Origin of the sequence: Paeniglutamicibacter antarcticus (assembly GCF_039544305.1) — a bacterium.
GTDB lineage: Bacteria > Actinomycetota > Actinomycetes > Actinomycetales > Micrococcaceae > Paeniglutamicibacter > Paeniglutamicibacter antarcticus_C.
Genome location: NZ_BAABLK010000027.1, coordinates 68,008 through 81,034 on the forward strand (window position 1 = coordinate 68,008; position 13,027 = coordinate 81,034).

The window sequence follows — 13,027 nt, forward strand, 5'->3', positions numbered from 1 at the left end:
TGCGCCCGGCCAGGCGGGCCCGGCAGCTGGAGCGCGGGGATGTGGAAAACCCGGGCCCGTGCCGTGGGCTTGACGGGATGGAGGGCGGTTGCGTTAACCCAGGAACCGGAAAGAGCGAGGTGGCGCCGTCGGCCCGTGGATTCCGGTCCTTGTGGACATCGAAGGGAAGCGGAGCATGGGATCGAAACATTGCGGTGACGTAGCGAACAGGATGGACCCAGGGGCATGAGCCACGTTCCGCCAACGCACAAGCCTGTTTCCGATGTACGCATCGAGCAGGGCCAGGTCCTTGCCTTGCTGCGTACAGCATCCGGAACTGGCGGAACTTCGGCTTGATTTCGCCGACGAGGGCTGGAACAACGCGATCTACAGGCCGGGAGAAGATCTTGCCGTGCGACTGCCGCGCCGCCAGTGTGCGCGCGCGTTGTTGCTCGGGGAGATGTGCTGACTGCCGTTGCTGGCGCCAAGGTTGCCGCTGTCTGGTCCGTTGCCCTTGCATCGGGGGAAACCGGGCCAGGGGTACCCCTATCACTGGGCGATCGTTCCGTGGTTCCCCGGGGTCAGTGCCGCACAGATGCCTGTAGAAACGCGGGACGGTTACGCCTATGAGTTGGCGGCGTTCTTCGGGCCCATGCATGTGCCGGCACCGGCGGATGCGCCATGCAATCCGGTGCGCGCGGTGCCGCTGAGCGAGCAAAACGAGGCCGTGCGTGCACGCCTTGAAACAGTGGGGCCCGCACGGCGTGCGGCGCCAATGGATATCTGGGAACGCGGGCTTTGCGAGGTGGAGCACCTCGGTCCCCGTTTGTGGCTACACGGGGATCCGCATCCGCACAACATGCCCATGGCAGCGGCGGCAGGTGCGGCGAATGCCAGACTGGGGCGGTGGTCGACTTCGGTGACCCGACCGCCGGTGACCCGTCAAGTGATTTGGCGGCGGTGTGGTTGCATTTCACCGAATCGGGCCGGATGGTTTTCTTCGCGCAGCTCTAGGCCCACCGCCTGTACCCACCGGGGACGTGGTCTCGGGCCCGCGCATGGGCGCTAAGCCATGCGGTGTTGATGGCCGCGTTGCCGACCGCCCACCCGTTGCACGAGATAGGGGTTCACCGCATCGGACAATTGCTCTTGGGAGCTTAAAGCGGACCGAAGGGCTCGGTCCCCACCGGGTCGACCCAGGACAGCGAGAGGTCCTCGAACTCGGACCGGATGCCGGGATTCGACTCGATGAGCCTGCGCAGGTCACGGCGGGCATGCTGGGCAAAGTAGCCGGGCAGGAAGAAGACGCTGACAACGCCGAGGACCAGCGCAAGTTGGTATCCGGCGTAGGCGCCCAGTCCCCGGGCGGAGCCATCAAGCTGGCCGGCGAGCAATATGTGCGCCATCGCGCAGAACGGCACACCGATAACGACCAGCATGATCAGAGCGCCCCCGATGCTGGTGCTGCCGCGGCCGGAGGAGAGGTACCGGGCCTTCGGCGTGGCGCAGGCCCGGCGCCAGAGGAAGCGACCCAGGACAAGCAGTGCCACGGCAAGCAGTCCCATCCAGAGTCCCGGAACGGGGGGCGTGATGGAGGTGAGCAGATTGGTCACCGATGCCAGCCCGAAGGCTGCACCCAACCCGATCGGGACGCTGCAGGCGCCGCGCCGGGCGCCGTGGTTTTGCGCCATGGAGCGCAGAGCGGTGCCAGCGAGGACCGGTGGCGCCGAGGCGGTGCGCGGATCGAGCCAGTACGAGAGCTCGTGCCGGGGAGGGTGCCGGTGTTCCGGGGAAACCTGCCACGAGGGGTCCTGCGGTGTTGAATTATCCATGCGGTTCTTCCCTTGCTGCCGGTCGATGGCGCGGTGGTTACGCGGCCGCATGGCAATTCTTTCATGCGGCGGGGGTGATTTCGGTTCAGGAGGATTTGCTGGGTAAGGTCAGGTGGTCTACCGGTGTCGCGGTGCTCTTGCGGCATGCCATGGCACGGTGGTGATCTTGCGGCGCCACCTATGGGCGTGCCGGGGCCGGGCTGGATGGGGCCAGCACCGGGCAGGAGCCGAGTCCAACGAGGAAGTGTGTCTGCATGGGGAAGCCCGAACGGTCGGCGGGGGACGGTCCGCGCAACGGGCGCGCCCACCGTGGCGATGACATGCGCCGCCTGAACACCGCCGCGGTCATGAAACACGTTTTTAGCCACCCGGGGCTTTCCCGGTCCGAAATAGCCGCCGAGCTGGGGCTCAGCGCGGCCTCGGTCACCAACATCACCTCCACGTTGCTCGAAGCCGGACTGCTCAGGGCACTTCCCTCGCCGGTTGGCGCCCAGGGCAGGCCGCGGGTGCCACTGGAAATCGACACCCAGTCCTCGTTGGTGCTCGGCATCCACCTGGGTCCGCGAACCAGCGGCGTGGTGTTGATGTCACTGGACGGGCGGGAGCAGGCCTCGGTGCTGGTGCCCCATGCAGGCAAGGACCCGGGTGAATCGATCGACCTGGTGGTTGCTGCGGCGCAACGGCTGATGGCGGAAGACGCAACCGGGCGGCAACTGCTGGGCACCGGGATCGCCACCGGCGGGATCGTGGACCGGCCCGCTGCGGTGATCATCGACAATCCGGGCGCCGGGTGGCGTGATGTGCATGTGATGGATCTGCTGGGCGGACGGCTGCCGTGCCCAGTCATCGTGGAGAACAACGCCCGCGCAGCCGCCCAGTCGGAGCTGCTCTATGGCAGCGGGCAGCGGACCAACGACTTCGTCTTGATGGTGATCACCGCCGATATCGGCTCGGTGATGGTGGCAGACGGCCGAATTCGTGCAGGATTCAGCCAAACGGCCGGCCAGATTGCCCACCTGCGCGTCAGCGACCGGGCGGTGCGGTGTTCCTGCGGCAAGACCGGATGCCTGATGGTGATGGGGTCCGATGACGCGGTGGCGGTCGAAGCAGTCCGGCGCGGGCTGGGCCAGGTCGAGAACATTGACCATGTGCTCGAGCTCGCCCTGGAAGGCAACGAGCTGGCGATCGCCGTCCTTGAACAGCGCAACCGCTATGTGGCACGGGCGGCAAGCCAGCTGATCGACATCCACGACCCCGAACTCTTGGTGGTTGCCGGAACCCCCGCCGAAACGCCGGCGGTCTTCGCGTCCCTGGTTGCCGAGGTGGCCCGTACCGCCCACGGCGGAGCCGGGGCAGCCGGCCGGGTCGTGCTGTCCTCGGACCACATCTTCTCACTGTCGCTTTTCGCCGCTTCCACCATGGTCGATGCGGTCCTGGCCGATCCATTGGCCCACGCGCACTCCGAGGGCCCGTCGGGCCTCTAGTCAGGGATGGGTTGGCGCTACCAGGGCAGCGACCGGCGCGGCCACGTGCCCGCCAGTGACGCCATCATGGTACAGATCGCGGGCCGGAAGACAAAACTTGCGGCCAAATGGAGAGAAATCTTTGACACACACGAGCAGGTCTGATTTATTTTAGAGCGTGAAATAAGTGGTGAGGTCAATCACAGGGTGTGGTTACCTGGCTTACACCGACGCCGTGGCGCCGGAAGTAACACAGGTCATTTGTACTGGAGGAGCATCATGTTAAAAAAGAAGATGATTGCCGTAGTGGCTGCATCGGCAGCGTTCATGCTGTCGGCCAGCGGTTGTGCGACCGGAGCCGGCGCCGAAGGTGCCCAGGATGGTGAGAAGAAGCTTTCATTCCAGCTGACCGAGCCAACATCGCTGGTTCCGCACGAGGACCCGGGCAGCCAGGTCGCCATGGCCAGCTGCGCAAACCTGATGGAGGTCAACGTCGAATCCCAGGAACTGGAGCCGCTGGCTGCCAAGTCCGTCACGAGCGATGACGCAACCACCTGGAAGATCGCGCTGCAGGACGGCTGGACCTTCCAGGACGGAGCCCCGGTGACTTCCGATTCGTTCGCGAAGGCCTGGGCCAAGACAGCCACGGGATCCAACGCCTGGCAGGGCAACGGCAACTTCGCCTCCTTCGCCGGATACAAGGAGCTGAACCCCACCGACGGTTCCAAGCCGACGACCGATGAGCTCTCCGGGGTGAAGGTCATCGACGAGAACAACTTCGAGGTCACCCTCACCGCACCGAACGCAGACTTCCCCAAGCTCTTGAGCACCTCGTCGCTGTGCCCTCTGCCCGAGCAAGCATTCAGTGACCCGGACGCCTATGAAAAGAACCCGGTCTCCAACGGTCCGTACCAGTTCGTTTCCTGGGACCACAACCAGGAAGTCGTGCTGGAAAAATGGGACGGCTTCAAGGGCGACGACGGCTTCTCCGGTGGCGCCGACAAGCTCGTGGGACAGATCTACACCGCCGTCGACGCTGCCTACACCGACATGACGGCGCAGAACCTGGACATGATCCGCAACGTGCCGGCAACCATGGTCTCCAAGGCCAAGGGGCAGCTCGGCGAGGAATCGCTCTACGAGGTCAAGACCGGTTCCAAGCAGTACACCCTACAGATCCCCGAGTACGTCAAGGGCCTTGAGGACCCGGACCTGCGCCGCGCCATCTCGATGTCGATCGACCGCGAGTCCATTGCCGCCTCGCTGCTGCAGGGCTACGCCACCGGGTCGGACTCGCTGGTCCCGCCATCCCTTGACTCCTACAAGGAAGGCTCCTGCGAATCGTGCACCTTCGACGCTTCCGGGGCCAAGGACATGCTGAAGAAGGCCGGCGGCTTTGACGGCACGCTGGTCATCGAGCACAACTCGGCATCCGACCAGCAACTGGTCCAAGCGATCTCCAAGCAGATCCAGGACAACCTGGGCATCAAGGTCGCGCTCAAGCCGATGCTGGGCACCGAGCTTGAATCCCGCCGCAACAACCAGAAGCTCGAAGGCGCGGTCTTCGGCCTCTGGGGCTGGTCATACAAGAGCTCGGACCAGTACCTGAGCCAGTACGAGACCGGCGGTGACGGCAACGCGACCACCGGCTACTCGAACAAGGACGTCGACAAGCTCCTAAAGTCCGCCCGCGGCGAGCAGGACGAAGCGACCGCGGCGCAGCAGTACGCCCAGGCCGAGACGCTGATCATGAAGGACATGCCTTCGATCCCGCTGTTCATCCCGACCGACTTCGGCCTGCAGTCCAAGTGCGCCGTGATGAATGACGCCCAGGGTGACTTGCAGTTCTACCGCGCCGGGTACGGCTGCTAACCAAGCACACCAGGTCTATGGCGTGGGGGGTGCGCCGGCCACAAACCGGCACACCCCTCACACCATGTCGATGCGGCCCCGCACCGGGCAGCGAAAGGAAGCAGTTGCATGCTTGGCTACACAGTACGAAGAATCCTGCAGATGGTCCCGGTGGTCATTGGCGCCACCTTCATCATCTATGCCCTCACGTTTTTGATGCCCGGGGACCCGGTCGCTGCACTGACAGGTGCCCGGCCGCTGCCCGAATCAACCGTCCAGCAGATCCGCCTGGCCTACCGGCTCGATGACCCGTTCCTTGTCCAGTACGGCCACTACATCTGGGGCCTGGTCCAAGGCAACTTCGGCATCGACTTCTTCGGCCGGCCCGTGCTCGGTCTCATCCTCGAGCGCCTCCCTGTCACCTTTGCCTTGGCGCTGACCGCTTGGGTGCTGAAGATGATCATCGGCCTGGCCATCGGGGTCTACGGCGGATTGCGCAACGGACAGGCGGGGGACCACTTCGCACTGGTATTCACCGTCGTCTTCCTAGGCATCCCCGGGTTCGTGATCGCACTGGGAGCGCAAAACATCATCGGCGTGCAACTTGGCTGGGTCGATCCGGCCGGCATCCGCGCCGGGTGGCCCTTGGCCTTCATCCTTCCGGCCCTGGTCATGGCCCTGGAGGCTTCCGCCGGGCTGGCGCGGTTGACCCGCACCTCGCTGGTGGGCGTACTGCGGGCCGAGTACCTGCGCACCGCACGGGCCAAGGGGCTCTCCCCGAGCCGGGTCATCTGGGGCCACGCGTTGCGCAACGCCATGATCCCGGTGGTCACCTACCTCGGGCTGAGCCTGGCCGGGATGCTCGGAGGCGCTGTCATCATCGAGGCGATCTTCAACATCCCGGGCATCGGCGGACTGATGGTCGCGGCCATCAACAACAAGGAGGGCACCGTCGTGGTGGGAATCGCCACGATGCTGGTTCTGGTGTACCTCGTATTCAACCTGCTGGTAGACCTGCTCTACGGCATTATTGACCCGAGAGTGCGGATATGAGTCTGAGTACCCAGGAAGAAACCCCCTCCGTGCGCGCCACCCCGGTGGCCATAGGCCGCAAGCCGGCCAAGAAAATCAACCGCGGGCCGATCTGGCTCAAGCCGCGCTTCCTGATCTCCGGAACCATCGTGGCCCTGATGCTGCTCATGGCGGCCTTCCCGCAGCTCTTTGCCGGGTTCGGATCGAACCCGGCGGCGAATTGCGACATCATGCGCACCAACGAGGCACCCAGCGCCGAGCACATCTTCGGTGTCGACATCCAGGGCTGTGACTACTACACCAACGTGATCTACGGGGCGCGGGCCTCGATCTTGGTCGGCATCGTGGTCACCGCGATCTCGTTCGTGCTCTCCGCGATCCTGGGCTCCCTGGCCGGGTTCTTCGGCGGGTGGGTTGACACGATCATTTCCCGCGCCTGCGACATGGCCTTCGGCCTGCCGTTCATTCTTGCCGCGATCGTGGTGCTGCAGCTGTTCAGCGAACGCACCGTGTGGACCGTGATCTTCGCACTGGCGCTATTTAGCTGGCCCGGCGGTGTGCGTTTCATGCGTTCCTCGGTGATGGAGGTGCGCAACCGCGAATACGTCCAGGCCTCCAAGCTGCTTGGTGCAAGCAACACCCGGATCATCGCCAAGCACATCATCCCCAACTCGCTGACCCCGTTGCTGGTGCTCCAAACCCTGGGCATCGGCGGGGTGATTTCCGCCGAGGCCGGACTGACGTTCATCGGCATCGGGCTGACCCCGCCCTCGGTCTCCTGGGGCCTGCAGCTGGCGGCGGCCCGCGAGTACATCTCCGCCGCACCCCACCTGCTGGTCTTCCCGGCGATCTTCCTGACCATCACCGTGCTTGGCTTCGTGCTCTTCGGCGAAGCGATGCGCGATGAGTTCGACCCGAAAGGCAAGTAAGTGAGCACCACGAAACCCCAACACCCGCATGGGCAACCGACGGAGCAGGTGCTGCTGCGCGTGCGGGACCTGGAGGTCGAGTTCAACACTTCCAAAGGCGTCGCCACTGCCGTGAACGGCATGGACTTCGATGTCAACCGCGGGCAGGCACTGGGCATCCTGGGCGAGTCGGGCTCGGGCAAGTCCGTGACCGCCAGAGCCATCATGGGAATCTTGGACATGCCCCCGGCACACATCCCTCGCGGGCAGATCCTGCTCGAGGGCGAGGACCTGCTCACGATCACCCCCAAGCGGCACCGCCAGCTGGTCGGCTCCCGGGTCTCGATGGTCTTCCAGGACGCGTTGACAGCCCTGAACCCGGTCCACCCGGTGGGCCGGCAGATCGGCGAGCTGTACCGGGTGCACCGCGGTTACTCCCGCAGGGATGCCAGGGCCGCAGCCATCAAGATGATGGCGAAGGTGCAGATCCCGGCCGCCGCCTCGCGGGTCAACGACTATCCGCACCAGTTCTCCGGGGGCATGCGTCAGCGCATCGTGATCGCGATGGCGCTGGCCCTTGACCCGGTGCTGCTGATTGCCGACGAGCCGACGACGGCACTGGATGTCACCGTCCAGGCGCAGATCCTCGAACTGCTCAAAGAGCAGCAGGTCGAGCGGAACATGGGCCTGATCCTGATCACCCACGACATTTCCGTGGTCAAGGAGGTCACCGACCAGGTCGCGGTCATGTATGCCGGACGTGTCATCGAGCACGGGCCCACCGCGGACGTGCTCGCCCGCCCCGGCCATCCGTATTCGCGCGGGCTGGCCGCATCGATCGCCGGGGAAGAACTCAAGGGACAGAAGCTGCCGGCGATCCCGGGTACGCCCCCGGACCTGCTGCACCTTCCGCAGGGCTGCTCGTTTGCCAACCGTTGCTCCTTTGCCACCGAGAAGTGCCTGCAGGAGATACCCGGGCTTGAACAAATCGACACCGCACGACACAGTGCCTGTTTCCATACCTCGGAGGTCATGGCCCATGCCAATGCCTAGCACCACTATCCAATCCGCCCCGGGAACAGGGAAGCCGGTGCTCGCCCCGCTGATGGAACTGCGGGGGGTCAAGCAGCACTATCCGGTGCACCGCCACCTGCCCATCGGCCCGCGCAACTTCGTCAAGGCCCTGGACGGCGTGGATTTGAGCGTGGCACCCGCGCAAACCGTGGGCGTCATCGGGGAATCCGGTTGCGGCAAGTCGACGCTGGCGCGCGTGATGTCCGGGCTGGAGAAACCCACCGAGGGCAAGGTACTCTTCCGCGGCGAGGACATCAACGGTCTCAAGGGCGATGAAAGGCGCGAAATGCGCCGAAACATCCAACTGATCTTCCAAGACCCGTACTCCTCGCTGAACCCGCGGATGACCGTGCAGGAACTTGTCGGCGAGCCCTTCGAGATCCACCCGGAGGTCGCTCCGAAGCCAGGGCGCAAGGCGAAGATCAAGGAGCTGCTGGAAATGGTGGGGCTGAATCCCGACCACGGCGACCGCTACCCGCACAACTTCTCCGGCGGCCAGCAGCAACGCATCGGCATCGCCCGCGGCATCGCGCTGAACCCGCAGATGCTCATCTGCGACGAACCGGTCTCCGCCCTTGATGTCTCGGTGCGCGCCCAGGTGGTGAACCTGCTCGATGACCTGCAAAAAGAGCTGGGACTGAGCTACCTGTTCATTGCCCACGACCTGCAGATCGTTCGGCACATCTCCGACAGGGTCGCCACCATGTACTTAGGACGCGTGGCGGAACTGGGCGGCTACGCCGATGTGTACGACGCAACCGGGCATCCCTACACCCGTGCCCTGCTTTCCGCGGCCCCCGAGCTGCGCAAGAACGACGGGAGCGACCGGGAACGGATCGTCTTGCAGGGTGATCCCCCCTCGCCGATCAACCCGCCGGCCGGCTGCAGGTTCCACACCCGTTGCCCGATGGCCCAAGCGATCTGCACCACCAAGGAACCTGAACTCATCAAGATCTCCGACACACACGTCTCGCGCTGCCACTTCGCCCTGGATGTCTCGGCCGGCTAACCACCGCACCGCATCATCGTCGGGGAACCGGCAGCCAACCCCCACACACATGTACAGCCCGCACCGAAACAGAGTGCTCGCTGCGCCCGTAATTTTTTATCAACAAGGAGTAAAATCGTGGATCTCAAAGTAGGTGTCGTAGGTTTCGGCCTGCGCGCCGGCCTGTACAAGCATGCCCACCGACCCGGGGAGGGTTCGGTGGTGACCATGGTGTGCGACACCTCCGAACGCGGCCGCGCCGATGCGGCGGCAAAGCTGCCCGAGGCAACGATCACCGCAGATCTGGAGGAGCTGCTGTCTGCCGGCCTGGATGCGGTGCTGGTGCTGACCCCGGACAACCAGCATGCGGTGGTGGCCAAGCGCACCCTGGCCGCAGGTATCCCGACGTTCTGCGAAAAGCCGCTGGATGTCACCCTGGAGGCGGTCGATGAGCTGCTTCAAACGGCCTACAACACCGGCTCCAAGCTCTACGTCGGGCACAACATGCGCCACATGCCGGTCATCCGCCAGATGCGCGACATCATCGAATCAGGTGCCATCGGTCAGGTCAAGGCCGTGTGGTGCCGCCATTTCGTGGGCAACGGCGGGGACTACTATTTCAAGGACTGGCACGCCGAACGCAAGAACACCACGGGCCTGCTGCTGCAAAAGGGCGCCCACGACATCGACGTGATCCACTGGCTGGCCGGTGGCTACACCGAAACCGTCTCCGCCGTCGGGGACCTGGCGGTCTACGGGGATGTCTCCTCGCGCCGGGACAACACCGATCGGCGCATGGGGGACTGGTTCTCGCTGGATAACTGGCCGCCGGCCGAACAGAGCGACCTGAACCCGGTGATCGACGTGGAGGATATTTCCATGATGCAGATGAGGCTGGACAACGGTGTGCTGGCCTCCTACCAGCAGTGCCACTTCACCCCCGACTACTGGCGCAACTACACAGTCATCGGCACCGCCGGACGGTTGGAAAACTTCGGTGACGATGCCGGGGACATGATCAAGGTGTGGAACACCCGCAGCCAGGACGGCTATGTGGCGGCGGACCTCGAGGTGGAAATCCAGGCAGCGGACGGCGGCCACGGAGGCGCCGATCCGCGGCTGATCGCCGAATTCCTGCGTTTCGCCGCGCAGGGCGGGGAAACACAGACCTCCCCGGTTGCCGCACGTGCCGCGGTTGCCGCCGGCGTGCTGGCCACCGAGTCGCTGCGCACCGACGGATCGGCCAAGACCGTCCCGGCACTGGGCGAAGACCTGCTGGCCTACTTCGCGGCCAACCAGGAACGCGTGTACGCCTAGGCAGCCACACCCGCCGGTCCGTGACCCCGGGCTACTGCCTCGGGCACGGACCGCCGGCGGCGGTGGCCGTAGGATGGACGATCGGGAACGCAGCCCCGCTTCGCTTCGACCAGCACCGCATCCAAGGAATACGCCCATGGCCAACGATTGCCCCAACGTCATCCTCATCCTCTCCGACGACCACGGCTACTCCGACCGCAGCGTGCTGGGGATCCACGCAGACCTGGCCACCCCCGGCCTGGACCGGCTGGCCAACGAGGGGGTGAGCTGCACCGAAGCCTATGTCACCGCCCCGATCTGTTCACCTTCGCGGGCCGTGCTGATCGCCGGGCAGCACCATGCACGCTGGGGCGCGCACCGGTTTGGGGACAGCAGTTTCCCCGAGCACACGCCCTCGTTGGCCGAGCGCTTCAAGGACCTGGGCTGCGCCCACCGGCTACCTGGGCAAGGTCCACTACGGACAGGACGGCGCCGGCGACGCCGGGGCGCCCCCGCACCACGGGTTCGACACGACCTACTACGGCGTGGCCGGACAGCAGAAAGGCCGGCTCAACTACCTGCGCCACTGCGCCGCAGCAGTGGCGGAGTATGGCCAATTCGGGGCGACAACCAGTGCAGTACAGCCCATGCTCGAGGGGGAAACCGAAGTGGAGCTCGAGGGTTTCCTCACCGATGAACTCGGGGTCAGGGTCAGGGCCTTCGTGAGCGAGAACGCCGCGGATGGCCAGCCGTTCTTCCTGATGCTTGCCTTCAACGCGGTGCACAACTTCTGCTGGCAGCTGCCGGCCGAGGAACTGGAGAAGCGCAACCTGCCCACCCACCCGGACTACCGGGACGGAAGCGAAGACTATCTGGGGCGGTACGACGGACAGGTGAGCCCGAACCTCGAACACGACCGGGAAAACGACGTGGCCCAGCTCGAGTTGATGGACCGAAAGGTCGCTGGGCTGCTTGAAAGCCTCGAGGAACAAGGCATCGCGGATGACACCGTGGTGGTGTACCTGCGTGACAATGGCGGCTCGAACTGCAACTTCGCCGACAACACGCCGCTGCGCGGAACAAAATACACGCTCTGGGATGGCGGGATCAGGGTTCCTTGCCTGTTGCGCTGGCCCGGCGGCGGAATACCTGCCTGAGAGCTGCTCGATGGGCCGGTGTCCGCACTTGATCTGTACCCGACGCTGCTGGCCGCCGCCGGGACGCAGCCGGAAGCCTACGCGCACAGTGACGGGATGAACCTGTTGCCCTTGCTGCGCGGCACCGATCCCGGGACCCACGATGCGTTGCATTGGGACAACGGGTTCCAGTGGGAGGTGCGTGCCGGGAAGTGGAAACTCTCCAGGGGTGGATGCCGATTCCCCGCACACCCAGGGATTGCGCGACGTGGAAAAGGCGGAGCCGGGGTTGGGACTGCGGCTCTACGATTTTGAGCCGGACCCCGTAGGAACCATCGAGGTGGCTGCCAATAATCCCGTCACCGCTGAGCGGTTGGCCGCTCTTTATGGGCGATGGCGGGCCCAAGTCGTGGATTCGGCCGTGGATCCGGCGCGTTCCTAGGGTTCGCCGGTCAGTTCGGACATCGCCTCGGCCATGGCGGCGGCCACCAACTGCACGCTGCGCCGGTGCATCGACTCCGGCCGTGCCAGCAGGTCGATGCGGCGGCGGTTGGCGATTCCCTCGAGTTCGCGCAGCACCACGTCCGGGCCCACGGCTGCCCCGGCAGTGTAGCGCGGGACGATGCCGATGACATCCCCGGCAGCCACCAGCGCGGTAACGGTGGCGTAGTCGTTAATGCGGTGGATGATCTTCGGTGCGGTGCCCGAGACAGCGCTGATGGAGCCAAGAACGTCGGCGGGGGAGAATCCCTCGCGACTGACGACCCAGCGCTCGTTGGCCACATCCGCCGGGCGAAGCGTGGTCCGTGAGGCAAGCCGGTGGTTGGCCGGCAAGGCAATGTCCAGCGGTTCGTGGGCCAGAGCGGTGACCAGGACCTTGTCGGAGGGCCAGGCCGGGGTGTGGTCCATCCGATGAGCCAGGACCAGGTCGTAGCGGGCGGTCAGCGCAGGGAAGTCCTGTTGGGCGACGTCCTCGTCGAAGAATTGCGGGCAGGGGAAGCCTGGGGCCGCAAGCTTGCCCAGCAGCGGAGCGAAGAGCACCTGGCCCACCGAGTGGAACCCGGCGACGGTCACCGGTGCAGATGAGCTCTCCTGGAAGTCGCCGATGGCCGCACGTGCGGCGGCCAGCGAGGAAATCACGCTCGCCCCGGCAGCGGCCAGCACCTCGCCGGCCTCGGTGAGCACCAGGTTCCTCCCCTCCTTGCGCGTCAATGGCACCGCGATGTTGCGTTGGAGCAGGGCAAGCTGCTGGGAAACGGCAGAGGGCGTGACGAACATGGCGCTGGCCACGGCCTTCACGGAACCGAGGTCGCCGAGTTCGCGCAGGATCTGAAGCTGGTGGACATCCATGTAGTCAATACTAAATCGTTGGTTGAGAAACATGCGTATCTTCTAAGGTATCCACGGGTGCGGCCAGGTGCCAGACTGGAGGCCAAGCATCCATGAAAGCGCGCCGGAAAGGCGCAAA

12 protein-coding genes and 1 pseudogene are annotated in these 13,027 nt (G+C 65.1%); 11 read left to right on the plus strand and 2 right to left on the minus strand.

Features of this window, described 5'->3' with window-relative positions; genetic code table 11:
* Nucleotides 1–454: 454 nt before the first annotated feature.
* Nucleotides 455–1,048 carry a phosphotransferase gene (locus tag ABEA12_RS18655; protein WP_425571757.1) on the plus strand — a complete coding sequence of 198 codons (594 nt, stop codon included), beginning with the start codon at nt 455–457 and terminating at the stop codon, nt 1,046–1,048.
* An 88-nt stretch (nt 1,049–1,136) separates the two neighbouring features.
* Here the strand turns inward: ABEA12_RS18655 and ABEA12_RS08180 are convergent, their stop codons facing one another.
* A complete protein-coding gene (locus ABEA12_RS08180; protein WP_210101640.1) occupies nt 1,137–1,811 on the minus strand; it encodes a hypothetical protein in 675 nt (224 codons plus the stop codon).
* A gap of 254 nt (nt 1,812–2,065) precedes the next feature.
* Here ABEA12_RS08180 and ABEA12_RS08185 point away from each other — a divergent pair, with 254 nt between their 5' ends.
* The 10 genes and pseudogenes from ABEA12_RS08185 (at nt 2,066) to ABEA12_RS08225 (ending at nt 12,001) form a co-directional block, all read left to right on the plus strand.
* Nucleotides 2,066–3,295: an ROK family transcriptional regulator gene (locus ABEA12_RS08185; RefSeq protein ID WP_210101639.1), complete on the plus strand. Its 1,230-nt coding sequence runs from the start codon at nt 2,066–2,068 to the stop codon at nt 3,293–3,295.
* Between the two features lie 258 nt (nt 3,296–3,553).
* The gene (locus ABEA12_RS08190; RefSeq protein ID WP_210101638.1) at nt 3,554–5,146 is read left to right on the plus strand and encodes a peptide ABC transporter substrate-binding protein; all 1,593 of its coding nucleotides are present in this window, start codon (nt 3,554–3,556) and stop codon (nt 5,144–5,146) included.
* A gap of 108 nt (nt 5,147–5,254) precedes the next feature.
* A complete protein-coding gene (locus ABEA12_RS08195) occupies nt 5,255–6,178 on the plus strand; it encodes an ABC transporter permease (RefSeq protein WP_210101637.1) in 924 nt (307 codons plus the stop codon).
* A complete protein-coding gene (locus ABEA12_RS08200; protein ID WP_210101636.1) occupies nt 6,175–7,086 on the plus strand; it encodes an ABC transporter permease in 912 nt (303 codons plus the stop codon). Before ABEA12_RS08195 ends, ABEA12_RS08200 begins: the two co-directional genes overlap by 4 nt.
* The gene (locus ABEA12_RS08205; RefSeq protein WP_345467566.1) at nt 7,087–8,118 is read left to right on the plus strand and encodes an ABC transporter ATP-binding protein; all 1,032 of its coding nucleotides are present in this window, start codon (nt 7,087–7,089) and stop codon (nt 8,116–8,118) included.
* A complete protein-coding gene (locus ABEA12_RS08210; RefSeq protein WP_210101635.1) occupies nt 8,111–9,148 on the plus strand; it encodes an ABC transporter ATP-binding protein in 1,038 nt (345 codons plus the stop codon). The genes ABEA12_RS08205 and ABEA12_RS08210 overlap by 8 nt, the downstream gene beginning before the upstream one ends.
* A gap of 114 nt (nt 9,149–9,262) precedes the next feature.
* The gene (locus tag ABEA12_RS08215; protein WP_345467733.1) at nt 9,263–10,444 is read left to right on the plus strand and encodes a Gfo/Idh/MocA family protein; all 1,182 of its coding nucleotides are present in this window, start codon (nt 9,263–9,265) and stop codon (nt 10,442–10,444) included.
* A 136-nt stretch (nt 10,445–10,580) separates the two neighbouring features.
* Nucleotides 10,581–10,808, plus strand: a pseudogene (locus ABEA12_RS18660) (sulfatase-like hydrolase/transferase); the annotation flags it as partial.
* Nucleotides 10,783–11,580, plus strand: coding sequence for a sulfatase-like hydrolase/transferase (locus ABEA12_RS08220; protein ID WP_425571758.1), 798 nt, complete (start codon nt 10,783–10,785; stop codon nt 11,578–11,580). The pseudogene ABEA12_RS18660 and the gene ABEA12_RS08220, both read left to right, overlap by 26 nt.
* 208 nt (nt 11,581–11,788) lie before the next feature.
* Nucleotides 11,789–12,001: a hypothetical protein gene (locus ABEA12_RS08225; protein WP_210101632.1), complete on the plus strand. Its 213-nt coding sequence runs from the start codon at nt 11,789–11,791 to the stop codon at nt 11,999–12,001.
* Here ABEA12_RS08225 and ABEA12_RS08230 read toward each other — a convergent pair.
* Complete coding sequence (locus tag ABEA12_RS08230) at nt 11,998–12,909, minus strand: LysR family transcriptional regulator (protein WP_210102632.1); 912 nt, start codon at nt 12,907–12,909, stop codon at nt 11,998–12,000. The genes ABEA12_RS08225 and ABEA12_RS08230 overlap by 4 nt on opposite strands.
* Between the last annotated feature and the right edge of the window lie 118 nt (nt 12,910–13,027).